Annotated in this window: 20 protein-coding genes; 10 read left to right on the forward strand and 10 right to left on the reverse strand. The window is 59.1% G+C overall.

What is annotated here, in order from left to right:
• Window positions 1–238: 238 nt before the first annotated feature.
• The 4 genes from xylR to xylF form a co-directional block, all read right to left on the reverse strand.
• Window positions 239–1,417: a D-xylose utilization transcriptional activator XylR gene (xylR, locus tag MHZ89_RS19575; protein ID WP_311784352.1), complete on the reverse strand. Its 1,179-nt coding sequence runs from the start codon at window positions 1,415–1,417 to the stop codon at window positions 239–241.
• A 92-nt stretch (window positions 1,418–1,509) separates the two neighbouring features.
• Window positions 1,510–2,685, reverse strand: coding sequence for a xylose ABC transporter permease XylH (gene xylH / locus MHZ89_RS19580; protein ID WP_311784353.1), 1,176 nt, complete (start codon window positions 2,683–2,685; stop codon window positions 1,510–1,512).
• On the reverse strand, window positions 2,678–4,198 hold the full coding sequence (locus tag MHZ89_RS19585) for a xylose ABC transporter ATP-binding protein (RefSeq protein WP_311784354.1): 1,521 nt from the start codon (window positions 4,196–4,198) through the stop codon (window positions 2,678–2,680). The genes xylH and MHZ89_RS19585 overlap by 8 nt, the downstream gene beginning before the upstream one ends.
• 28 nt (window positions 4,199–4,226) lie before the next feature.
• Window positions 4,227–5,219, reverse strand: coding sequence for a D-xylose ABC transporter substrate-binding protein (gene xylF / locus MHZ89_RS19590; protein ID WP_311784355.1), 993 nt, complete (start codon window positions 5,217–5,219; stop codon window positions 4,227–4,229).
• Window positions 5,220–5,556: 337 nt separating this feature from the next.
• On the opposite strand from xylF, the gene xylA reads away from it, so the two are divergent.
• From xylA to MHZ89_RS19610, 4 genes are all read left to right on the forward strand, one after another.
• Window positions 5,557–6,879, forward strand: a complete 1,323-nt coding sequence (gene xylA, locus MHZ89_RS19595) for a xylose isomerase (protein ID WP_311784356.1) — start codon at window positions 5,557–5,559, stop codon at window positions 6,877–6,879.
• Window positions 6,880–6,897: 18 nt separating this feature from the next.
• Window positions 6,898–8,340 carry a xylulokinase gene (xylB, locus tag MHZ89_RS19600; RefSeq protein WP_311784357.1) on the forward strand — a complete coding sequence of 481 codons (1,443 nt, stop codon included), beginning with the start codon at window positions 6,898–6,900 and terminating at the stop codon, window positions 8,338–8,340.
• Window positions 8,341–8,439: 99 nt separating this feature from the next.
• Window positions 8,440–8,979, forward strand: a complete 540-nt coding sequence (locus tag MHZ89_RS19605) for an isochorismatase family protein (RefSeq protein ID WP_311784358.1) — start codon at window positions 8,440–8,442, stop codon at window positions 8,977–8,979.
• A 17-nt stretch (window positions 8,980–8,996) separates the two neighbouring features.
• Window positions 8,997–9,929, forward strand: a complete 933-nt coding sequence (locus MHZ89_RS19610; protein ID WP_311784359.1) for a helix-turn-helix domain-containing protein — start codon at window positions 8,997–8,999, stop codon at window positions 9,927–9,929.
• Here the strand turns inward: MHZ89_RS19610 and MHZ89_RS19615 are convergent.
• Entirely contained in the window at window positions 9,914–10,909 is a 996-nt protein-coding gene (locus MHZ89_RS19615) for an acyltransferase (RefSeq protein WP_311784360.1), read from the reverse strand. The genes MHZ89_RS19610 and MHZ89_RS19615 overlap by 16 nt on opposite strands.
• A gap of 192 nt (window positions 10,910–11,101) precedes the next feature.
• Here MHZ89_RS19615 and glyQ point away from each other — a divergent pair, with 192 nt between their 5' ends.
• From glyQ to MHZ89_RS19635, 4 genes are all read left to right on the forward strand, one after another.
• Window positions 11,102–12,013, forward strand: coding sequence for a glycine--tRNA ligase subunit alpha (glyQ, locus tag MHZ89_RS19620; protein ID WP_311784361.1), 912 nt, complete (start codon window positions 11,102–11,104; stop codon window positions 12,011–12,013).
• A 9-nt stretch (window positions 12,014–12,022) separates the two neighbouring features.
• Window positions 12,023–14,092, forward strand: a complete 2,070-nt coding sequence (gene glyS, locus MHZ89_RS19625; protein ID WP_311784362.1) for a glycine--tRNA ligase subunit beta — start codon at window positions 12,023–12,025, stop codon at window positions 14,090–14,092.
• A 185-nt stretch (window positions 14,093–14,277) separates the two neighbouring features.
• Window positions 14,278–14,667 carry a type II toxin-antitoxin system RelE/ParE family toxin gene (locus tag MHZ89_RS19630; protein ID WP_311784363.1) on the forward strand — a complete coding sequence of 130 codons (390 nt, stop codon included), beginning with the start codon at window positions 14,278–14,280 and terminating at the stop codon, window positions 14,665–14,667.
• Window positions 14,660–14,977, forward strand: a complete 318-nt coding sequence (locus MHZ89_RS19635) for a helix-turn-helix domain-containing protein (RefSeq protein ID WP_311784364.1) — start codon at window positions 14,660–14,662, stop codon at window positions 14,975–14,977. The genes MHZ89_RS19630 and MHZ89_RS19635 overlap by 8 nt, the downstream gene beginning before the upstream one ends.
• Window positions 14,978–15,160: 183 nt before the next feature.
• Here MHZ89_RS19635 and MHZ89_RS19640 read toward each other — a convergent pair whose 3' ends face one another.
• The 5 genes from MHZ89_RS19640 to fdnG are packed head-to-tail and all read right to left on the reverse strand — an operon-like array spanning window position 15,161 to window position 21,266.
• Window positions 15,161–15,772 (reverse strand): glutathione S-transferase, encoded by a 612-nt coding sequence (locus MHZ89_RS19640; protein ID WP_311784365.1) that lies wholly within the window; start codon window positions 15,770–15,772, stop codon window positions 15,161–15,163.
• A 27-nt stretch (window positions 15,773–15,799) separates the two neighbouring features.
• Window positions 15,800–16,726, reverse strand: coding sequence for a formate dehydrogenase accessory protein FdhE (gene fdhE, locus MHZ89_RS19645; protein WP_311784366.1), 927 nt, complete (start codon window positions 16,724–16,726; stop codon window positions 15,800–15,802).
• On the reverse strand, window positions 16,726–17,367 hold the full coding sequence (gene fdoI, locus MHZ89_RS19650; RefSeq protein ID WP_311784367.1) for a formate dehydrogenase cytochrome b556 subunit: 642 nt from the start codon (window positions 17,365–17,367) through the stop codon (window positions 16,726–16,728). The genes fdhE and fdoI overlap by 1 nt, the downstream gene beginning before the upstream one ends.
• Window positions 17,364–18,248, reverse strand: a complete 885-nt coding sequence (gene fdxH, locus MHZ89_RS19655) for a formate dehydrogenase subunit beta (protein WP_311784368.1) — start codon at window positions 18,246–18,248, stop codon at window positions 17,364–17,366. The genes fdoI and fdxH overlap by 4 nt, the downstream gene beginning before the upstream one ends.
• Before the next feature lie 12 nt (window positions 18,249–18,260).
• The gene (gene fdnG / locus MHZ89_RS19660; protein WP_311784369.1) at window positions 18,261–21,266 is read right to left on the reverse strand and encodes a formate dehydrogenase-N subunit alpha; all 3,006 of its coding nucleotides are present in this window, start codon (window positions 21,264–21,266) and stop codon (window positions 18,261–18,263) included.
• Between fdnG and MHZ89_RS19665 the strand changes: the two genes are divergently transcribed.
• Entirely contained in the window at window positions 21,160–21,591 is a 432-nt protein-coding gene (locus MHZ89_RS19665) for a hypothetical protein (protein WP_311784384.1), read from the forward strand. The genes fdnG and MHZ89_RS19665 overlap by 107 nt on opposite strands.
• A gap of 122 nt (window positions 21,592–21,713) precedes the next feature.
• Window positions 21,714–22,529, forward strand: coding sequence for a formate dehydrogenase accessory sulfurtransferase FdhD (fdhD, locus tag MHZ89_RS19670; protein WP_409373370.1), 816 nt, complete (start codon window positions 21,714–21,716; stop codon window positions 22,527–22,529).
• Window positions 22,530–22,597: the final 68 nt, after the last annotated feature.

Below are 22,597 nucleotides of genomic sequence, written 5' to 3' on the forward strand. Positions count from 1 at the left end.
TTAAAAGCGCGGCGGAATATAACATTCGCAACACATGTTTTAAAAATAATTACAAATATTGTAACTATTGTAACTTTTGAAAGTGGGAAAAACAGGAGAGGCAAACGAGCTTATTTAACAGGCAGGGCAAGAAAGGTAAAAACAATATTAACCGCAAGGCTAAACCGCCCGGCTGCAATAAATAGCGGTTTATTTTTTGTCAGCGCGCGGCTTAGCCTTGATAAAATCAGCGGCCATTTTACATCACGCTTTCACCATGATGCTGTCGATACTCCTTCGGCGTGGTGGCATAGCTTTTTTTAAATACCGAATAGAAATATTGCAGCGATGGGTAGCCGCACATCTGAGAAATTTCATTGATGTTCAGAGAGGAGGAGGCCAGCAGCTCGCGCGCTTTTTCCAGCTTCTCGCGGTGGATCATGGCGTGAATAGTATCGCCGGTTTCATCGCGGAAGCGTTTCTCCAGGTTAGAACGCGACAGGCCGATGGCGTCCAGCACTTGCTCCACCTTGATGCCTTTACAGGCGTTGAAGCGAATATAGTGCATGGCCTGAATCACGGCCGGATCGCGCAGCGAGCGGAAGTCGGTGGAGCGGCGGGCGATCACTTTAATTGGCGGCACCAGAATGCGCTGGAGCGGCAGCGGCTGCTTGTCCAGCAGGCGATGCAGCAGTTTGGCGGCCTGATAGCCCATCTGCCGCGTGCCCTGCGCCACCGACGAGAGCGCCACGCGCGACAGATAGCGCGTCAGCTCTTCGTTGTCGATGCCAATCACGCTTAGCTTCTCTGGCACCGGGATTTTAAGATATTCGCAGGCCTGCAGCAGATGGCGCGCGCGCGCGTCGGTGACGGCGATAATGCCCGTTTGCTGCGGCAGGGTTTGCAGCCAGTCGGCCAGCCGGTTCTGCGCGTGCTGCCAGTTTTCCGGCGCGGTATTCATGCCCTGATAAACCACGCCCTGATAGCGCTCGCGCTGTACCAGCTGACGAAACGCGTGTTCGCGCTCCTGCGCCCAGCGCTTGCCGCTGGAGGCGGGCAGCCCATAAAAGGCGAAGCGGTTAATGCCCTTCTCTTTAAGGTGAAGAAAGGCGCTCTCTACCAGCGCCGCGTTGTCGGTGGCGATATAGTGCACCGGCGGATAATCCTGCTGGCGATGATAAGAGCCGCCGACGCCGACAATCGGCACCTCGACGTTCGCCAGCAACTGTTCGATGGAGCTGTCGTCATAGTCGGCGATTACGCCATCGCCCAGCCATTCCCGGATATTGTCGATGCGGCAGCGAAAATCCTCTTCGATAAAAATATCCCAGTCGGTCTGCGACGCCTGTAAATATTCGCCGACCCCCTCCACCACCTGACGGTCGTAGACTTTATTGGCATTGAACAGCAACGTAATGCGATAGCGTTTTTCATGCATAGTGGCGCGCTCTCCTGAATCCCAGCGCAATGGATAGCATGGCCGGATGAACAGCAGAAATTGTTTGCGCCAGGTTGTGATCGCCGACGCGATTACACCCGGCGGCGCGTGGCGGTGTCCATCCACACTGCCAGCAGCAAAATCGCTCCTTTAACGATGTACTGCCAGAAGGTGGGCACATCCATCATGCTCATGCCGTTATCCAGCGAGGCCATAATAAAGGCGCCCATCACCGCGCCCGCAACCGAACCCACGCCGCCCGCCAGGCTGGTGCCACCGATCACGCAGGCGGCAATCGCATCCAGTTCGGCGATATTGCCCGCCGACGGCGAGCCAGCGCCGAGGCGCGAACTCAGGATCAAACCGGCGATCGCCACCATCACGCCGTTGATGGCGAATACCGCCAGCTTGGTACGCGCCACGTTAATGCCCGACAGCCGCGCGGCGTCCAGGTTGCCGCCGATAGCATAGATACGACGGCCAAAAGCGGTGCGCGTCGCCATAAACATACCGCCCAGCAGCAGCAAAGCCAGCAGCAGCACCGGCGTCGGCACGCCGCGATAGTCATTCAACAGCCAGATCGCGCCCAGCACCAGGACGGCGGTCAGCGCCTGACGCGCCACCGTACCGCCAGCGGCAGGCTGGGTCAGTCCGAGCTGCTGACGGCGCAGCCGCAGCCGCCACTGCCACAGCATAAAGAGCGCCAGCCCGGCGATGCCGAAACCGAAGCCGACGCCGTCGGAGAGATAGCTCTGCCCAATCTGCGACATCGCAGGCGTGGTCGGCGCAACCGTTGTGCCGTTGGTGATCCCCACCAGAATGCCGCGGAACGCCAGCATTCCGGCCAGCGTGACGATAAACGACGGCACTTTGCGGTAGGCGACCCACCAGCCGTTCCAGGTGCCCAGCAGCAGCCCCATCAGCAGCGTCACCGCTATCGTCAGCGGCAGCGGCCAGCCGAGCCAGACGTCGAAAATCGCCGCCGCGCCGCCCAGCAGGCCCATCATCGATCCAACCGACAGATCGATCTCTGCTGAAATAATCACGAACACCATGCCGACCGCCAGAATCCCGGTGATCGCGGTCTGACGCAGCAGGTTAGAGACATTGCGCGGGCTGAGCCAGGCACCGTCGGTGGTCCAGGTAAAAAACAGGGCGATAACCACAATTGCGCCCAGCATCACCAGCACCTGTAGATTAGGCAGCGAAAATTTACCCGGCGACGGCGCGCCCGGCAGCGTGCCCTGACGACTTTCGGTTTTAAGCATAATGTTCACTCCGCAGGGCCGCTTCCATAACTTGCTCCTGAGTCAGGTTGTTATTAATCAGATCGGCTTTGATCCGCCCTTCATGCATCACCAGAACGCGATCGCTCAGGCCCAGCACTTCAGGGAGTTCAGATGAGATAACGATCACGGCGATCCCCTGCTGTACCAGACTGTTGATCAGCAGATAGATCTCCTGACGCGCGCCAACGTCGATGCCGCGCGTCGGTTCGTCGAGGATAAGAATTTGCGGGTTCAGCAGCAGACATTTGGCGATAATCGCTTTTTGCTGGTTGCCGCCGCTCAGTCGGCCGATCGCCAGCTCCGGCGAAGAGGTTTTGACCCGCAGTCGCGCGATCGACGCGTTAATAACGTGCTGCTCGCGCGTCTCATCGAGCGGCGCAAAGCGGTGGCTGAACTGGTCCAGCGCCGCCAGGGTAATATTTTTCCCGACGCCCATCAGCGGCACGATGCCATCTTTTTTGCGGTCCTCCGGCACCATCGCGATGCCCTGCGCAATCGCCTGCTGGCAGTCGCGGATCTGCACCTTTTTTTCGTTTATCCAGATATCGCCCTGCCAGCGGCCGGGCCAGACGCCGAACAGGCACTGAACCGTTTCGGTGCGGCCCGCGCCGACCAGCCCGGCGATGCCGAGGATTTCGCCGCGCTTCAGGCTGAAGGAGACGTCGTTGACGCGGCGCACCTGACGGTTAACCGGATGCCAGGCGGTCAGATGTTCGACGCGCAGCACCGTTTCGCCGATAGTGTGTCGCTGATGCGGGTAGAGCGCGGTCAGCTCGCGTCCCACCATCATGGTGATGATGTCATCCTCGCTGAGTCCGGCGGCTGGCCGGGTGGCGATATGCTTGCCGTCGCGGATCACGCAGATGGTATCGGAGATCGCTTTAACCTCGTTCAGCTTGTGCGAGATATAGATGCAGGCGATGCCGTGATCGCGCAGGTTGTGAATAATGCTCAGCAGCACTTCGGTTTCACGCTCGGTAAGCGAAGAGGTCGGCTCATCAAGGATCAGCAGCCGCACCTGCTTGTTCAGCGCGCGGGCGATCTCGACCAGCTGCTGCTGTCCCAGCCCCAGGTCGCCGACCCGGGCGTCAGGCGAGACGTCGAGCTTCACCCGCGCCAGTAGCTGCTGGCAGCGCAGCGTCATGGTTTCGTCATCGACAATGCCGAAGCGGCCCAGCTCCGTGCCGAGAAAGATGTTCTCCATCACCGTCAGCTGGCGCACCAGCGCCAGCTCCTGATGGATAATCACAATGCCCTTGCGTTCGGTATCGCGAATGGTCTGCGCCTGAATCTTCTCTCCGGCGAACTGGATCTCTCCGTCGAACTCGCCGTGTGGGTAAAGCCCGCACAGGATTTTCATCAGCGTGGATTTACCCGAGCCGTTTTCGCCGCACAGCGACATGACTTCGCCGCTCTCCAGCCGCAGGCTGACGTTATCCAGCGCCTTCACCGCGCCGAAACGCTTGGTGATATTGTTCATTTCCAGCAGCATCGATCTCTCCTCTTCGCGGCGCGCGCGCTCAGAGCTCGCTCTGTTTATGGAAACCGTCTTTCACCACGGTGCTTTCGATATTCTCTTTATTGACCTGAATCGGCGTCAGCAGGCGAGAGGGCACCTCTTTCAGGCCGTTATTCAGCTTGCCGTTGCTGGCGGGCGTTTTGCCGTTGCCCAGCTCAATAGCGATATTGGCGGCTTCGTTGGCGAGCTGGGTGATGGGTTTATAGACGGTCATGGTTTGCGTGCCGTTAATAATGCGCTTGATGGCGGCGAGATCGGCGTCCTGGCCGGAGATGGCGACTTTGCCCGCCAGCCCCTGTGCGCTCAGCGCCTGAATCGCGCCGCCTGCGGTGGCGTCGTTGGAGGCGACCACGGCGTCGATATGGTTGCTGTTGGCGGTCAGGGCGTTTTCCATTATTTTCAGCGCGTTTTCCGGCAGCCAGGCATCGACCCACTGATCGCCCACTATTTTAATGCTGCCGTTGTCGATGTAGGGTTTTAACACCTTCATCTGACCGGCGCGGAACAGGTGTGCGTTATTATCCACCGGTGAGCCGCCCATCAGGAAATAGTTTCCTTTCGGCACCTGCTTAACAATACTTTCCGCCTGAAGTTCGCCAACTTTCTCATTATCAAACGATATATAAAAATCGATATCCGCGTTATTTATCATGCGGTCATAGGCCAGCACCTTAATCCCTTCACGTTTCGCCTCGGCGACGACATTGCTTAATACCTGGCCGTTATAGGGAATGATCACCAGCACATCGACGCCGCGGTTGATCATATTTTCAATTTGCGACATTTGCGTCTCTTCATTGCCGTTTGCCGACTGCACGAACACTTTCGCGCCCTGCGACTCCGCCTGCCTGACGAAGATGTCGCGGTCTTTTTGCCAGCGCTCAAGGCGCAGGTCGTCAATCGCCATACCGATTTTTACTTCTTTCGCTAAGCCAGCATGACTGACGAGCGCCAGCGCGGCGCAGGCGGCTAACAGCGTAAGTTTCATTTTCATGATTTTTATCCTGTAGGTAGAGGCTGTTGTCGTTATCGCATTGGTCCAGGCGAATGAATTGTTGACCTGAGCTTCCGCCAACTTCAATTACTGATTTTTATCCGGCGATTACGTTTTTTGGTTTATTTCTGTTTTTATGAGCGGGATCGATATTTAACGTTTTTAAGAGGAGCGGAGGGCAGATGTAGCGGAAGTTGTTATTAATTTGCGAGCAGACGCACAAATAATAATTATCTCAATCTGAGTGTGAAATATCGTAATTGAGCCAGCAGAAAAGGCGCAAGCAATATAAAGGCTCACGGCCGACTGTCCGGATTTTCACGCTGAGGAGCGAAACATGCACGCCTATTTCGACCAGATCGAACGCGTTCGTTTTGAAGGGGTAAAGAGCACCAATCCACTGGCTTTTCGTCATTACAATCCTGACGAAGTTATTCTTGGCAAAACTATGGCCGAACACCTGCGTTTCGCCGCCTGCTACTGGCATACCTTCTGCTGGAACGGCGCGGATATGTTCGGCGTCGGCGCTTTTGACCGTCCGTGGCAAAAGAGCGGCGACGCGCTGCAGCTGGCAAAGCTGAAGGCAGACGTGGCGTTTGAGTTCTTCCACAAGCTGAACGTGCCTTACTACTGCTTCCACGACGTTGACGTCGCGCCGGAAGGGGACTCGCTGCGCAGCTATCAGGAAAATTTTGCGGTGATGACCGACAAGCTGCTGGAAAAACAGCAGGAGAGCGGCGTGAAGCTGCTGTGGGGCACCGCCAACTGCTTTACCCATCCGCGCTACGGCGCAGGCGCGGCGACCAGTCCCGATCCGGAAGTCTTCGCCTGGGCGGCGAGCCAGGTTTGTAGCGCCATGCAGGCGACGCAGACGCTGGGCGGCGAAAACTACGTGCTGTGGGGCGGCCGCGAGGGCTATGAAACCCTGCTCAATACCGATCTGCGCCAGGAGCGCGAACAGATTGGGCGCTTTATGCAGATGGTGGTGGAGCACAAACATAAAATCGGCTTCCAGGGCACGCTGCTCATCGAGCCGAAACCCCAGGAGCCAACCAAACATCAGTATGATTATGACGTGGCAACGGTTTACGGCTTTTTGAAGCAGTTTGGCCTGGAAAAAGAGATCAAGGTGAACGTCGAGGCGAACCACGCCACGCTGGCGGGTCACTCGTTTCATCATGAGATCGCTACCGCCATCGCGCTGGGTATTTTCGGCTCGGTGGATGCCAACCGCGGCGACATACAGTGCGGCTGGGATACCGACCAGTTCCCGATCAGCGTCGAAGAGAATGCGCTGGTGCTGTACGAAATTATTAAAGCGGGCGGCTTCACTACCGGCGGGCTGAACTTCGACGCCAAAGTGCGTCGCCAGAGCACCGACAAATACGATCTCTTCTACGGCCATATCGGCGCGATGGACACGATGGCGCTGGCGCTGAAGGCAGCGGCGCGTATGGTGGAAGCGGGCGAGCTGGACAAGCGCGTGGCGCAACGTTACAGCGGCTGGAATGGTGAGTTCGGCCAGCAAATCCTGAAAGGAGAATTTTCCCTCGCTTCGCTGGCGGCGCATGCTCAGCAGCAGCAGTTTAATCCGCAGCATCGCAGCGGTCGCCAGGAGCAGCTGGAAAACCTGGTAAACCACTATCTTTATGATTTCTGAGATAACCGGGAGTAAGGCATGTATATCGGGATCGATTTAGGCACGTCCGGGGTCAAGGTAGCGCTGCTGGACGCGCAGGGGCAGGTGGCGGCGGTAAGCAGCGCGCCGCTGCAGGTGTCGCGTCCGCACGCGCTCTGGAGCGAGCAGGATCCCGAAAGCTGGTGGCTGGCGACCGATCGGGCGATGCAGGCGCTGGCGCTGCAGCACAGCCTGAGCGAGGTCAGAGCCATCGGCCTGAGCGGTCAGATGCACGGTGCGACGCTGCTGGACGCCGCGCATCAGGTACTGCGCCCGGCCATTTTATGGAATGACGGACGCAGCGGCGAACAGTGCCGCGAGCTGGAGCAGCGCGTGCCGGAATCGCGCCAGATCACCGGCAACCTGATGATGCCTGGCTTTACCGCGCCCAAATTGCTGTGGGTACGGCAGCATGAACCGGAGATTTTTCAACGGGTGGCGAAGGTGCTGCTGCCAAAAGATTATCTGCGCTGGCGGCTGAGCGGCGACTTCGCCAGCGACATGTCCGACGCGGCGGGCACGATGTGGCTGGACGTGGCGCGGCGCGACTGGAGCGACGTTATGCTCGACGCCTGCGGGCTGACGCGCGACCAGATGCCGCAGCTGTTCGAAGGCAACGCCGTAACCGGTTCACTAAGCCGCGAGATTGCGGCGCGCTGGGGCTTGCCGCCGGTGCCGCTGGTGGCGGGCGGCGGCGACAATGCCGCAGGCGCGGTGGGCGTCGGGATGACCGAGCCAGGGCAGGGTATGCTGTCGCTCGGCACCTCCGGCGTCTATTTCGTGGTAAGCGACGGCTACCTGAGCAACCCGCAGCGCGCGGTGCACAGCTTCTGCCATGCGCTGCCGCAGCGCTGGCATCTGATGTCGGTCATACTCAGCGCCGCTGCCTGCCTCGACTGGGCCGCAGCGCTGACCGGCTGCGCAGACGTGCCGCAGCTGCTGGCGGAAGCGGAGCGCGCCGATGAAAGCGCGCCGCCGCTGTGGTTTCTGCCCTATCTTTCCGGCGAGCGCACGCCGCACAACAACCCGCAGGCGACAGGCGTCTTTTTCGGCCTGACGCATCAGCACCGTCGGCCAGAGCTGGCGCGGGCGGTGCTGGAGGGGGTCGGTTATGCGCTGGCGCAGGGCATGGATGCGGTGCACGAGTGCGGCGTCACGCCCTCCAGCATTATGCTGATCGGCGGCGGCGCGCGCAGCGCGCTGTGGCGGCAGATGCTGGCCGATATCAGCGGTCAGACGCTTGATTACTGTCAGGGCGGTGAAGTCGGCCCGGCGCTGGGCGCGGCGCGTCTGGCGCAGCTGGCGATCGAACCGCAGGCGATGCTGCCCGCCTTAACGCGGGTGCAGCGCCATCAGCCTGATGCGGCGAACCATCAGCGCTATCAGCCGCTGCGCGACACCTTTGCTCGTCTCTATACGCAGCTTGCGCCGCTGATGCAGTAAGCCTGTCCCGCGCTGTCGCTATCCTGTCCCGATTTGGCCTTCCTGCTGCGCTCCAGGCCCGTCATGATGGGCCTGGGTTCATATCTCAGGAGGCGCAAAATGGCGCAGGCAGCTCTGTTGGTAATTGATGTTCAGCAATCTTTTCTCCACCGCGATTTCTGGCAGGAAGATGACTTTCCGGCGTTTCAGCACCACATCAGCGCGCTGATCGCAGGCTGCCAGGCGAAAGGGCTCCCTGTGTTGGACGTGTTTCACGTCGCGCCGGAAGGCCCCTTCGCGCTGGCGTCCGGCTGGGTGAAGCGAATGGAATTTTTGCAGCACAAGGCGACGCTGAGCGTCCAGAAACGGGTTCACAACGCCCTGACCGAATCGGGTCTGCTGCCCTGGCTGAACGAGCAGGCGATCGATACGTTGATTATCAGCGGCATTCGCAGCGAACAGTGCTGCGAAACCACCGCGCGCGTGGCGTCCGATCTCGGTTTTAAGGTACTGTTTGTCAGCGAAGCGACCCTGACTTTCCCGATGACGCATAACGGCATTACGCTCAGCAGCGCCGAGCTTATTCACCGTACCGAAACTGTGCTGGTCAACCGCTTTGCCGAGATCGTGAGCGTGGAAGCGTGCCTGGCGCGCGTCTGACAACAAGGAATGCCGCAATGCCGCAAACCGTCCTGTTTCTTACCCTGCCCGGCGTGATGGCGCTCGACCTGACCGGACCGGCGGAGACGCTGCGGCTGGCGGGAGATCGCTTTACGTTGCGCTATATCGGCCCGCAGGAGGCCGTTTTAAGCTCCACGCAGATGACCATCGCCGGCATCGAGCCGCTGCCGGAAAACCTGCCGCCCGACAGCCTGCTGGTGGTGCCAAGGGTTTATGATTCTGCAGTTTGGTTCGCTACGCCGCAGGCGGAGATGGCGCGGCGCTGGCTGCAACGACAGCAGCCGCTGCTGCGCGCGCAGCAGTTTTCCCTTATCTGCGTCTGTTCCGGCGCGCTGCTGGCAGCAGAGGCCGGTTTGCTCGACGGCGTGCAGTGCACGACCCATCACGATGTGCTGTCACGCCTGAAATCTGCCGCGCCCGCCGCGCTGGTAAAGGAGAATCGCGTCTTTGTCGATGACGGCAATATCTGGACCAGCGCAGGTATCACCGCCGGGATCGACCTCTCCTTACACCTGATTAACCGGCTGTGCGGCGCGCAGATCGCGCTGGAGGTCGCGCGTGACATGGTGGTGTGGTTCCGCCGCTCCGGCGACGATCCGCAGCTGTCGCCCTGGCTGCGCTATCGCAATCATCTGCACCCGGCGATACACCGGGCGCAGGACGTGATGATCGCGCATCCCGAGCGCGGCTGGTCGCTGAAGGATCTCGCCGCACGCGTTCACGTCAGCGGCCGCCATCTGGTGCGCCTGTTCCGGCAGCATCTGGGTATTAGCGTGCGTGAATACCACGAGCAGCTGCGGCTGGGCATCGCGCGCCAGCGCCAGCAGCAGGGCGAAGGCGCGGAAAAAGCGGCGCTGGCGGCGGGTTTCTCTTCGGCGCGCCAGCTGCGACGCGCCCGTGACCGCTGGCGCGATCAGCTTACCCAGTGACGCTTATCGAGACGCTGAAGACCCATCGCCAGCAGCAGACTGCCCCCCAGCGTCACGCCGAACACCCAGGGGAGATCGAGCAGCGGCCGCGACATATCGTCATAGTGGCGGGTGCGCAGGAAGTGGATAAAGAGCGCGTGAAAGCCGTAGATCGGCAGCGAATAACGAGAAAGCGTGCCGAGCACCGGCAGCGTCCGGGCGCTTAGCGCATTCTTGAACAGCACCAGCAGGCTGATGGCGGCGATAAACACCAGCGGGCCGCAGTAGAGATACCAGCGATCGTTGAACGCGCCGTTGGCGATCAGCGCCTGTTTTGTTCCTAACGTAATGCCGATGACGCAGGCGATGAACAGCCCCGCCGCCAGCGGCGTCACGCCGCGTTTTTCGGTTTCCATGGTGCCGATAGCGCGTCCCAGCAGGGCGTAGAGCAGGTAATAGATGCTGTCGCCGCTGACGTAGAGATTCACCGGTAGCCAGTGAAAGGGGCCGACCGCCTGATCCACCGTGTTCGGGTTCGCCAGCACCGCCAGCACCAAAACCAGCAGCGTCACATAGCGCGCCTGCACCGCTTTCACCTGAATCAGCGGCGACAGCAGATAGATGCCAATCAGCGCAAAGAAAAACCACAAATGATAAAACACCGGCTTTTGCAGCATTTTTAGCAGCGAGCGCCCCTCGCTGATGGGCGTCAGCCAGGTGATATAGGCCAGCGCGACCGCGCTGTAAAACAGCAGACAGAGCACCAGTCGCAGCAGATGGCGCGGCTGCGCGCTGCGTTCGCCGAAGAACAGGTAGCCGGAGATCATAAAAAAGAGCGGCACGCAGACGCGCGACGCTGAATTAAGCAGGTTGGCGATATCCCACCAGTGACCGGTCACCGCCATCGGGCCGGTGATATACCAGGTGGTGGTATGGATCACGATCACCATCAAACAGGCGACCGCGCGTAAATTGTCGATCCAGCAAATCTTTTGCGACATCGGGTCCTCTTGCGCATCACATTAGTGCGAAGAAGGGTAGACAGTCGCGATGCGCGCGACAACTTTTCGCGTCAGGATTCGGAGCCGTCTGGCGACGCGACGCCCGGCAGGATTTCCGGCTGCACATCGCGCGGTCAAAGGGTATACTGTCGCACTCTTTTTTCATCTACCCGACTCGCGTGCGAAATCATCATGCAAAAGTTTGATACCAAAACCTTTCAGGGCCTGATCCTGACATTGCAGGATTACTGGGCGCGTCAGGGCTGCACCATCGTTCAGCCGCTGGACATGGAAGTGGGCGCTGGCACTTCACACCCTATGACCTGCCTGCGCGCACTCGGACCAGAGCCGATTGCCGCAGCCTACGTGCAACCGTCGCGTCGACCTACCGACGGCCGCTACGGCGAAAACCCGAACCGCTTACAGCACTACTACCAGTTCCAGGTGATTATCAAGCCGTCGCCGGACAACATTCAGGAGCTGTATCTCGGATCGCTGAAAGAGTTAGGCATCGATCCCACTGTGCATGATATTCGCTTCGTGGAAGATAACTGGGAAAACCCGACGCTGGGCGCCTGGGGTCTCGGCTGGGAAGTGTGGCTCAACGGCATGGAAGTGACGCAGTTTACCTACTTCCAGCAGGTGGGCGGCCTGGAGTGTAAGCCGGTGACCGGCGAGATCACCTACGGCCTTGAGCGACTGGCGATGTATATCCAGGGCGTTGACAGCGTTTACGATCTGGTCTGGAGCGACGGCCCGCTGGGTAAAACCACCTATGGCGACGTGTTCCATCAGAACGAAGTAGAGCAGTCCACCTACAACTTCGAATACGCCGACGTCGATTTTCTCTTTACCTGCTTCGAGCACTACGAGAAAGAGGCGCAGCAGCTGCTGGCACTGGAAAAACCGCTGCCGCTGCCGGCCTATGAGCGCATCCTGAAAGCCGCGCACAGCTTTAACCTGCTGGACGCGCGCAAGGCGATCTCCGTGACCGAGCGCCAGCGCTATATTCTGCGCATCCGCACCCTGACCAAAGCCGTGGCTGAAGCCTACTACGCCTCCCGCGAGGCGCTGGGCTTCCCGATGTGCAATAACAACAAGTAAGAGGCAGCCATGACTGAAAAAACGTTTCTGGTGGAAATCGGCACCGAAGAGCTGCCGCCGAAAGCTTTGCGCAGCCTGGCCGAAGCCTTTGCTGCACAGGTAACCGCCGAGCTGGATAGCGCCGGTCTGGCACACGGCGAAGTGCGCTGGTATGCCGCGCCGCGCCGTCTGGCGTTGAAAGTGGCTAAGCTGAGCGCCGCGCAGCCCGATCGCGAAGTCGAAAAACGTGGCCCGGCCGTGTCCGCTGCCTTTGACGCCGACGGCAATCCGACCAAAGCGGCGGAAGGCTGGGCGCGCGGCAACGGCATCACTGTCGATCAGGCTGAGCGCCTGAGCACCGATAAAGGCGAATGGCTGGTTTACCGCGCGCAGGTGAAAGGCGAATCCGCCCAGTCGCTGCTGCCCGGCATGATTGCTACCGCGCTCGGCAAGCTGCCGATCCCGAAACTGATGCGCTGGGGTGCGAGCGACGTGCAGTTTGTGCGTCCGGTGCACACCGTGACGCTGCTGCTGGACGACGAGCTGATCCCGGCCACGATTCTCGGCATTGAAGCAGGACGCACTATTCGCGGTCACCGCTTTATGGGCGAGCCTGAGTTCACCATCGACCACGCCGACCAGTATCCTGACATCCTGGAAACGCGCGGCAAAGTCATCGCCGATTACGCGGTGCGTAAGGCGCAGATCAAAGCCGATGCGGAAGCGGCGGCGCGCCAGCTGGGCGGCAATGCCGACCTGAGCGACAGCCTGCTGGAAGAGGTGACCTCGCTGGTCGAGTGGCCGGTCGTGCTGACGGCAACCTTTGAGGAGAAATTCCTCAAGGTGCCGGCGGAAGCGCTGGTCTACACCATGAAGGGCGATCAGAAGTATTTCCCGGTCTACGACGACGCGGGCAAGCTGCTGCCGAACTTTATCTTCGTCACCAATATCGAATCGAGCGATCCGCAGCAGATTATCGCCGGTAACGAGAAGGTCGTGCGCCCACGTCTGGCGGATGCTGAATTCTTCTTTAATACCGACCGTAAAAAGCGTCTGGAAGATCATCTGCCGCGTCTTGAAACCGTACTGTTCCAGAAAGAGCTGGGCACGCTGCGCGACAAGACCGACCGTATTCAGGCGCTGGCGGGCTGGATCGCCGCGCAAACCGGCGCGGACGTGAATCATGCGACGCGCGCCGGTCTGCTCTCTAAATGCGACCTGATGACCAATATGGTGTTTGAGTTTACCGACACCCAGGGCGTGATGGGGATGCACTACGCGCGTCACGACGGCGAAGCTGAAGATGTGGCGGTGGCGCTCAATGAGCAGTATCAGCCGCGCTACGCCGGCGACGATCTGCCCTCTAATCCAGTGGCCTGCGCGCTGGCGATCGCCGACAAAATGGATACCCTGGCGGGCATCTTCGGCATTGGTCAGCATCCGAAAGGCGACAAAGATCCGTTTGCGCTGCGCCGCGCCGCGCTGGGCGTGCTGCGCATCATCGTAGAGAAGAACCTGCCGCTCGATCTGCAAACCCTGACGGAAGAAGCGGTGCGTCTGTACGGCAGCAAGCTGAGCAACGCCAACGTTGTAGATGACGTCATCGACTTTATGCTGGGCCGTTTCCGCACCTGGTATCAGGAAGAGGGCCACAGCGTCGATACGCTGCAGGCAGTGCTGGCGCGTCGTCCGACTCGCCCGGCTGATTTCGATGCGCGTATGAAGGCGGTGTCGCACTTCCGCACGCTCGACGAAGCGGCGGCGCTGGCGGCGGCGAACAAGCGCGTCTCCAATATTCTGGCGAAATCGACCGAAACGCTGAATGAGAGCGTGCAGGCGTCGCTGCTGAAGGAGAACGAAGAGATCCAGCTGGCGACCTTTGTTACCGCGCTGGGTGACAAACTGCAGCCGTACTTCGCTGAAGGTCGCTATCAGGATGCGTTGATCGAACTGGCGCAGCTGCGCGAAGCCGTCGATAACTTTTTCGACAAAGTGATGGTGAACGCCGACGATCAGGCGGTGCGGGTGAATCGCCTGACGCTGCTGGCGAAGCTGCGCGAGCTGTTCCTGCAGGTGGCAGATATTTCGCTGTTGCAGTAAGCGAGTAATAAATTGAAAAGGCCGACATTACTGTCGGCCTTTTTTTTCTAAAAAGTATCCTGTACTAACAGTTTTCGGGTCGTTTAACTCTGTTTAATCAGCCGACAGAGATTGAGAGATGTTTGATCTGACCCGTAAGGAAGACTATAGTAACGCTTACGGATGAAAGGTAGGCAGAGGGAGCTATGGGCATTTATTTGACGCCTGAGTTCGATGAGGAGCGCAGGCGACTGGGAATTACCGATAAAATTATTTGCAAAACAGCCCGGAAAGTTTACAGCGGCCTTAAAGGCGATCAACTGGGTAAATTCACTTATAAAAGGCGAATTGCTTTACCAAAAGTGGGCGAAAGAGGTGGAGCACGATCAATCGTTTTCTTTAATGAGGGTGAGCACCTTTACTTTTTTTACCTTTACGCCAAGAGCGAGTTGTCTAAAAAGAAAGGTAAAGAAATAGAAGATGCCGAAATAGAAATTTTTTGTGATATCGCGTCGGATTTTATAGAGATGGACGATGCAAGGATAAAACATCTTCTTGAAGAGAGAGAACTATTCGAGGTGAAGTGCGATGAGTGACGATTTGAAAAAAATTTACGCGATGGCCAGACGCTATAACAAGCATGGCGTTGTGAAAGACGAAACCCTTAAAACTATCGAAAATCGTATCAAAGCTGCTGATATTCCTGAAGTTCGCCCTATGACGGGTGAAGAAATTAAGGAGGTTCGTCAACGCTGGAAATTGTCTCAATCAGCTCTGGCGCGAACGACTGGAATGTCTGTTGAAAGCGTCTCTAAATGGGAGCGTGGCGAAAGTAAGCCTAATCAGGCGGTGCTACGTATTATTAATATGATTTCTGACAAAGGGCCAGAAATATTCATGAGTTAAGGCCGTTTCAGACGATTAAAAATATTTAAACAGCCTTTTGTTATCTCTGCAAAAATTTATTATCTGAGGTTTTATCACCAATGATTGCCCCCTTCAGGTCGTATAGCTTTATGCTACAGCGCTAAGATACGGGTTCATATCTTAAGCGCTGAGCATGTTATTGGCAGAAATTGTCACAGACCGCTAGGCAGCCGGCGGCGCGGTGCGCGCAAAGCTTTCGCGCTGGAACAGATTCTCCGCCAGCTTCACCAGCGCCGGGCGATCCACGCACCAGTTCGGCACCACATGACGGAAGTTGATGTAGCCGATCATGCAGCCCGTGGCGATATCGGCCAGATTAAGCGTGCCGCTGTTCAGCAAGCGTCCTTCCGCCGCAATCGTTTCCAGCTTATCCAGCCCGCGCAGGATTTTTTCCCGGTGGCGCGTCAGCACCTCAGTGGACTGCTGCTCCGGCGCGCGCAGCTTCTCGCGCACGATAATGCTGGCGCAGTCGCTGACGCCGTCCGCCAGACGCTCAACCTGGCGAATATGCAGCGCCAGCCAGGCGTCATCCGGCAGCAGCGCGGGCGCATCGCCGCGCAGTTCCAGATACTGTGCGATGATTGAGGAGTCGAACCAGGCCTGCTGCTGATCGTCAATCAGCGTCGGCACCTTGCCCAGCGGATTATGGAGCGAGACGTGGCTATCGGGGCTGTAAGGCGCATCGTTAACGAATTCAAATACAATGCCTTTTTCCAGCAGAATGACCGATATTTTTCGTACAAATGGGCTGGTATAGCTGCCGATCAGTTTCATCACTCTTCTCCGCCATCAAAAGGTTAGTCAGCTCTCATCGGGAAAAAGAAAGGGATTCAGGCTGCTGCGGGAGAACCCCTCCTGCTCCATGCGCGCATCCAGCACCAGCGAGGCGAGATCGTCCGCCACCGGCTCCAGCGCCGGATCCTTTTCCTGATAAAGCATCTTCAGATAGGTGCCGCAGTCGCCGCAGCTCTCTGCTTTCACCGACGCCTTCTCGCTGTCCAGCGACCAGTAGTGCAGATCGCGCGTTTGCTCGCAGTTGCTGCACTTGCTGCGCGCCACATACCATTCACTTTCGCACAGATTGCAGTGCAGATAGCGCAGCCCTTGCTGCGTGCCGAGATGCACGACGCTTGTGACCGGCATGCTGGCGCACACCGGGCAGAACTGCCGCTGTTCGCCATATTCGGCGCGCGCTTTGCCCGGGATCAGCGCCGCCATCTGCGCCCAGTAAACCGACAGCGCGGCCCAGATAAAGGGCGCTTTATCACTGCTGACCAGCGCGAACTCGCCCGCCAGCAGCGCGCTGGCCAGGATTTCCAGTTCGCCCGCGGCGGTTTTTTCCAGATTCTCCAGCACCGCCAGCGCCTGACCGGTCATCTCCGGCTTCAGCTCGGCGATAAGCGAGTGCAGCAGACGCTGCCAGTGCCCATCGCGCGGCAGCGTGTGAATATCCAGCGGCGGTTTTCCCTCGGCGGCGCTCTGCACCAGACGATCGTAGAGATCCTGGTGCAGCGGATGGTCATACAGCACGATCTCCTGCGCCTGCGCGATCTTGGCGGCGAAACGCAGATAATCGCCAAGGGGATTCTTTGCCGCCAGCTCGCGCAGGCGCGCGGCGCGGCGGCTATAAAGATTTTTCAGCCGTGGAAAAAGTAACGGCGGAATGGTATCCGCCGTGGTTTTTTCGCTCTTCTCCAGCTGGTCTTGGGGGATGATGCGAATACTCATCAGGGGCGTTTTTCCTGTTGTAGTGAGCGGTTACGCTGCTCGCGGTACCAGCGGGGATGGTGCTTCTTCGCCCAGGCGGAGCTTACCCAGCCTTCGACCATCGCCGTAATGGTGCCTTTAACCCACAGCGCCGCATAAACGTGCACCATGATCACCAGAATCAGGCCCACGGCGGAGAGAGAATGCACCAGCAGCGCCGCGCGGATCAGCGGGATGCTGAAGGCACCAGCAAACCAGGGACGCCAGATCGCTACGCCGCTGAGCAGAAGCAGCACTAAGCTGATGATAGCAGCCCAGAACACACACTTCTGGCCAAAATTATAGCGGCCAGTATCGCCGACCTCTTCATTAAGGGCAATTTTGTGGATATTGCGCGCCCACAGCAGGTCCTCTTTATCCAGCAGATTGTGATGCCAGTAGCGGAAAAACATCAGCATAAAGGCGACGAACATGGTTACGCCGATAAAGGGGTGCAGGATGCGCGCCAGCTGCGGCGTGCCCAGCACATTCAGCAGCCAGTTGAAGGAGGGAAAGAGAAAACCCAGTCCGCTCAGGGCCAAAAGCACAAAACAGAAGGCGACAATCCAGTGGTTGATACGCTCCGGCGCGCGGTAACGTATGATGCGATCGCTTTTTTTCATTCTTCCTCTTCCTTATGCTGCTCCTCTTCGACCCGATTCGGGCCTACACCGACATAGTGAAACACCGAGGCGGCGAAGGTGGCGGCAAAACCTATCGCCGCCAGCGGTTTCCAGATCCCTTTCCAGAAGGTTACGGTCGGGCTGATGCCGGGATTCTCCGGCAGCCCATGATAGAGCTGCGGCTTGTTGGCATGGTGCAGCACATACATAACGTGGGTGCCGCCAACGCCTGCTGGATCGTACAGACCGGCGTTTTCAAAGCCGCGCGACTTGAGGTCGGCGACGCGCTCCGTCGCCAGCTGCTGCATCTCCTCTTTACTGCCGAAGTGGATCGCGCCGGTCGGACAGGTTTTGACGCAGGCCGGTTCCTGACCCACGTTGACCCGATCGACGCAGAGCGTGCACTTATAAGCGCGGTTATCCTGCTGGCTGATGCGCGGGACGTTAAACGGACAGCCCGCGATACAGTAGCCGCAGCCGATGCAGTGATCGGACTGAAAATCGACGATGCCGTTGGCGTACTGCACGATGGCGCCCGCCGAAGGGCAGGCTTTCAGACAGCCGGGATCGGCGCAGTGCATACAACCATCTTTGCGGATCAGCCATTCCAGGCGGCCATTCTCTTCCACTTCCGAGAAGCGCATAACCGTCCAGGCTTTAGCATCAAGATCGGTCGGGTTGTCGTAAATGCCGATATTGTGTCCAACCTCGGCGCGAATATCGTTCCACTCCGAGCAGGCGACCTGACAGCCCTTGCAGCCAATGCAGGTGGTGACGTCGATCAGCTTGGCGACCTGCTGCCTGTGATCGCGCGCCTGCGGCGCTGGCGTGAGGGAACTGGTCGCGGAGCGACGAATAATGTCCTGTGTGGAGTAATCCATGTTCGTTCTCCGTTACGCCTTTTCCACTTTCACTAAAAAACCTTTATATTCCGGCGTTTGCGAGTTAGCGTCGCCCACTGACGGCGTCAGCGTATTGGCGAGAAAGCCTTTGCGCGTCGTGCCTTCAAAACCCCAGTGACAGGGGATGCCGACGGTATCGACCGGTTTGCCGTCAATGTGCAGACGCTGGAGACGTCGCGTTACCACCGCTTTGGCTTTGATATAGCCGCGCCGGGAGGTGACCTTAACGCTGTCGCCCGCCTTGATGCCTTTCTCCGCCGCCAGCTCTGTACCAATCTCTACAAACTGCTCCGGCTGCGCGATGGCGTTCAGCAACGCATGTTTCGTCCAGTGACGGAACAGTTCGGTGATGGAGTAGGTGGTCGCGACGCAGGGATAATCGGCAGCCTCGCCCAGCTGTGCGGCGTCGCGCGTAAAGAGGCGCGCCACCGGGCTATGGCTCTGCTGCGGATGGAGCGGATTGGCGGCCAGCGGGCTTTCCATCGGCTCATAGTGCTCAGGAAACGGCCCGTCAGCCATTTTATCGAGCGCGAAGAGATGACCCAGACCGTCCGGCTGCATGATAAAAGGCCCGGCCTGCTGCTGCGGCGCCATCGTCAGCGGATAGTCCGGCACGTCGATGCCCTGCCAGCGCTGGCCGTCCCACTCGATCAGACGGCGATTCGGGTCCCAGGCTTTGCCCTGTTCGTCGGCGGAGGCGCGGTTGTAGAGAATGCGGCGGTTCGCTGGCCAGGCCCAGGCCCAGCCGGAAACCGCGCCCAGGCCAGAGGGATCGGCGTTATCGCGGCGCGCCATCTGGTTGCCCTGCGGCGTCCAGCTGCCCGCATAGATCCAGCAGCCGCTGGCGGTGCTGCCGTCGTTACGCAGTTCGGCGAACGAGCTAAGCTGCTGGCCCTTTTTCAGCAGCAGTTTGCCGCTGGCGTCGTAAACATCCTGTAGCGCGCGACCGTTGCTCTCCTGCGCCACCTCTTCCGGCGAGGGATCGGCGGGATTGCTGTAGTCCCAGCGCATCGCCATCAGCGGTTCCGGCGCGACGCCGCCTTCCTGACGATAGAGTTCGCGCAGGCGTAAAAAGAGATTGCCGAGAATTTTGCCGTCGTGCAGCGCTTCGCCCGGTGGCTCCGCGGCGGCCCAGTGCCACTGCAGCCAGCGCGACGAGTTGGCGACCGAGCCATCCTCTTCGGCGAAGCAGGAGGAGGGCAGACGGAACACCTCCGTCGCTATCTGCGCGGGATCGACGTCGTTGAATTCACCGTGTGGCTGCCAGAAGCTGGCAGTTTCGGTGCTGAGCGGATCGATCACGACCATATATTTCAGGCGCGAGAGGGCGCGGCACGCTTTATTTTTATCGGGGAAGGCGGCCAGCAGGTTAAAGCCCTGAATAAGCGCGCCGTTTATTGCGCCCTGTTCCATCATCTCCGCCTGGGCCATGCAGTCGTAGCTCTTGTCCCACTTGGGCAGCCAGTCGTAGCCCCACTGATTCTCCGCCGTGGCGTTATCGCCGTAAAAGCACTTCATCAGGCTGATAAAGAACTTATCGGTGTTCTGCCAGTAGTTGACCTGGCCTGGCAGTGACGCGACGGGCGTCGCCTTTTGCAGGTAGTCCGCCAGCGTCGCCATCTTCTCCGACGGCAGCGGCAAATAGCCCGGCAGGCTTTGCGACAGCAGGCCGAGATCGGTATAGCCCTGCACATTAGAGTGGCCGCGCAGCGCGTTAATGCCGCCGCCCGGCATGCCGATATTGCCCAGCAGCAGCTGGATCATCGCGGCGGTGCGGATAATCTGCGAGCCGTTCGTATGGTGCGTCCATCCCAGCGCATAGAGGATGGTGGCGGTGCGGTTGGGCGCGCTGGTGGTAGCAAGCTGCCGACATATGGCGAGGAAGGTCTCATGCGGCGTGCCGCACAGGCGCGTTACCATCTCCGGGGTATAGCGGCTGGCGTGCGCCTTTAGCAGATTCAGCACGCAGCGCGGGTGGCTAAAACTGTCGTCGCGGCGCGCGTGGCCGTTCTCATCCAGCTCATAGTGCCAGCCAGCGCGATCGTACTGGCGCGTCGCCGCGTCATAACCGCTGAACAGGCCCTCTTCGAAGCTGTAGCCGTCGCTGACGATCAGCGCGGCGTTGGTGAAGGCGCGCACGTACTGCTGCTGGATCTGATTGTGCTGCAACAGATAGTTGATGACCCCCATCAGGAACACCACGTCGCTGCCCGCGCGTACCGGCGCATAGAGGTCCGCCACCGAGGCGGAGCGGTTGAAGCGCGGATCCACGACAATCACCTGCGCGTTATTGCCTTTCTTCGCCTCTATTACCCATTTAAAGCCGACCGGGTGCGCTTCTGCCGGATTGCCGCCCATGATCAGCACCACGTCGGCGTTTTTGATGTCGTTCCAGTTATTGGTCATCGCGCCTCGGCCGAAGCTGGGCGCCAGCGCGGCGACCGTCGGGCCGTGGCACAGCCGGGCCTGGTTCTCCAGCGCGACGATGCCGAGCGCGCGGGCGAATTTATGGTCGAGCAGGCCGGTTTCATTACTGGCGGCCGACGAGCAGAACATGGCGGTGGTCGGCCAGCGGTTGACCGTAACGCCTGCGGCGTTGGTCTGCTGGAAGTGAGCATCGCGATCCTGCTTCATCAGGCGGGCGATGCGCTCAAAGGCCTCCTGCCAGCTGATGCGTTGCCATTTGTCGCTGCCTGGCGCGCGATACTCTGGATACTTCAGCCGCTGGTCGCTGTGGATGTAGTCAAGCACGCCAGCGCCTTTGGGGCAGAGCGAACCGCGGCTGACCGGATGATCCGGATCGCCTTCAATATGGTAGATAGCGGCGCTGGCATTTTTAGCGCCGTCGCCGAGGCTGTAGATCAGCATGCCGCAGCCGACGGAACAGTAAGTGCAGTTATTGCGCGTCTCTCTGGCGCGAACGAGCTTATATTCCCTGGCGCTGGCTAATGCGGTTTCGGGGGCAAAACCCAGCAACGCCGCGCTGGTTCCCGCCATGCCGCCAGCGCAGATTTTGAAAAAACTCCGTCTGGTAATTTGCATTTTTCTTTCTTCTTTTATTGGCTCCATTGCGAAGCTATGCAAAATAACAATCCTGTCTGCGCCTTATTTGACGGGGGTCAATAAGTTAGCCTTTAGTAATGCTTTTTTTAAATTCTGTTTAAATCCTTTTAGAGATGAGTCGCTTTATCCGCTTGTTTTCCGGCCAGCGATAAAAATATATTCCGTTATTAAAACGGTTGTTAAAGCGCAACGGAAAACCATTCTCATTCCCGCGACTAAGGCGCGCCGCATCGGCATCGGCTATCTTTTCACCGCATAATTTGTATAGCGGTTTTTTTGCGCTACAGAAGACAACAGGGCAAAATTAGCCGCGTGGCTGCGCCTGTGCGGCAGCGCACACTTTAATTTCTTGTTAATAACAGGTCGTAATCCTTGAACGTTATCCCGCAAACCACCGGCGAAAATTTAACAACTCAGACCGGCGCCAGCGAAAGGCTGGTGTGGCAGCGCGCCGATCTCACCGTCGCGCAGCCCGACTGGCTGGCAGACGAAGTGCCCGTCGCCCTGGTTTATAACGGCATCTCCCACGTAGTGATGATGACCACGCCAAAAGATTTAGAGGCGTTCGCTATCGGCTTTTCCCTCTCGGAAGGCATTATTGACGCGCCGGGCGATATCTTTGGCCTGGACGTGGTGCCGGGCTGTAACGGCATCGAGGTGCAGATCGAGCTTTCCAGCCGTCGCTTTATGGCGCTGAAAGAGCAGCGTCGCGCGCTGGCGGGACGGACGGGCTGCGGCGTATGCGGCGTTGAGCAGCTGGAGCAGATTGGCAAGCCGGTTCAGCCGCTGCCTTTTACTCAGACCTATGATCTGGCCCAGCTGGATCGCGGTCTGAGCCAGCTCAAAAATTATCAGCCGGTGGGCCAGCAAACCGGTTGCACCCATGCGGCGGCCTGGCTACGCCCGGACGGGGAGCTGGCGGGCGGCTGCGAAGATGTGGGCCGTCACGTCGCGCTGGATAAGCTGCTCGGCTATCGCAGCCGCGCGGAGTGGGGCGACGGCGCGGTGCTGGTCTCCAGCCGCGCCAGCTATGAAATGGTGCAGAAGTCCGCCATGTGCGGCGTTGAGATCCTGTTCGCCGTCTCAGCGGCGACGCGTCTTGCCGTGGAAGTAGCGGAACGCTGCAACCTTACGCTGGTGGGCTTTAGCAAACCGGGACGCGCCACGGTTTATACTCACCCGCAGCGCCTGCGTTAGCGGGGCGAAGCGGCTCGTGTTACTGCCCTGTGACGAAACCGGGACGCGGTTGCTGGCCGCGCTTAATG

Source organism: Pantoea sp. ACRSB, from assembly GCF_022346905.1.
Lineage (GTDB): Bacteria > Pseudomonadota > Gammaproteobacteria > Enterobacterales > Enterobacteriaceae > Pantoea > Pantoea piersonii.

What these genes read in the sequence shown, in the direction of transcription:
- xylR (WP_311784352.1), bottom strand. Translation starts at nt 1,417, where the DNA reads ATGCATGAAAAACGCTATCGCATTACGTTGCTGTTCAATGCCAATAAA.
- xylH (WP_311784353.1), bottom strand. Translation starts at nt 2,685, where the DNA reads ATGCTTAAAACCGAAAGTCGTCAGGGCACGCTGCCGGGCGCGCCGTCG.
- MHZ89_RS19585 (WP_311784354.1), bottom strand. Translation starts at nt 4,198, where the DNA reads ATGCTGCTGGAAATGAACAATATCACCAAGCGTTTCGGCGCGGTGAAG.
- xylF (WP_311784355.1), bottom strand. Translation starts at nt 5,219, where the DNA reads ATGAAAATGAAACTTACGCTGTTAGCCGCCTGCGCCGCGCTGGCGCTC.
- xylA (WP_311784356.1), top strand. Translation starts at nt 5,557, where the DNA reads ATGCACGCCTATTTCGACCAGATCGAACGCGTTCGTTTTGAAGGGGTA.
- xylB (WP_311784357.1), top strand. Translation starts at nt 6,898, where the DNA reads ATGTATATCGGGATCGATTTAGGCACGTCCGGGGTCAAGGTAGCGCTG.
- MHZ89_RS19605 (WP_311784358.1), top strand. Translation starts at nt 8,440, where the DNA reads ATGGCGCAGGCAGCTCTGTTGGTAATTGATGTTCAGCAATCTTTTCTC.
- MHZ89_RS19610 (WP_311784359.1), top strand. Translation starts at nt 8,997, where the DNA reads ATGCCGCAAACCGTCCTGTTTCTTACCCTGCCCGGCGTGATGGCGCTC.
- MHZ89_RS19615 (WP_311784360.1), bottom strand. Translation starts at nt 10,909, where the DNA reads ATGTCGCAAAAGATTTGCTGGATCGACAATTTACGCGCGGTCGCCTGT.
- glyQ (WP_311784361.1), top strand. Translation starts at nt 11,102, where the DNA reads ATGCAAAAGTTTGATACCAAAACCTTTCAGGGCCTGATCCTGACATTG.
- glyS (WP_311784362.1), top strand. Translation starts at nt 12,023, where the DNA reads ATGACTGAAAAAACGTTTCTGGTGGAAATCGGCACCGAAGAGCTGCCG.
- MHZ89_RS19630 (WP_311784363.1), top strand. Translation starts at nt 14,278, where the DNA reads ATGGGCATTTATTTGACGCCTGAGTTCGATGAGGAGCGCAGGCGACTG.
- MHZ89_RS19635 (WP_311784364.1), top strand. Translation starts at nt 14,660, where the DNA reads ATGAGTGACGATTTGAAAAAAATTTACGCGATGGCCAGACGCTATAAC.
- MHZ89_RS19640 (WP_311784365.1), bottom strand. Translation starts at nt 15,772, where the DNA reads ATGAAACTGATCGGCAGCTATACCAGCCCATTTGTACGAAAAATATCG.
- fdhE (WP_311784366.1), bottom strand. Translation starts at nt 16,726, where the DNA reads ATGAGTATTCGCATCATCCCCCAAGACCAGCTGGAGAAGAGCGAAAAA.
- fdoI (WP_311784367.1), bottom strand. Translation starts at nt 17,367, where the DNA reads ATGAAAAAAAGCGATCGCATCATACGTTACCGCGCGCCGGAGCGTATC.
- fdxH (WP_311784368.1), bottom strand. Translation starts at nt 18,248, where the DNA reads ATGGATTACTCCACACAGGACATTATTCGTCGCTCCGCGACCAGTTCC.
- fdnG (WP_311784369.1), bottom strand. Translation starts at nt 21,266, where the DNA reads ATGGCGGGAACCAGCGCGGCGTTGCTGGGTTTTGCCCCCGAAACCGCA.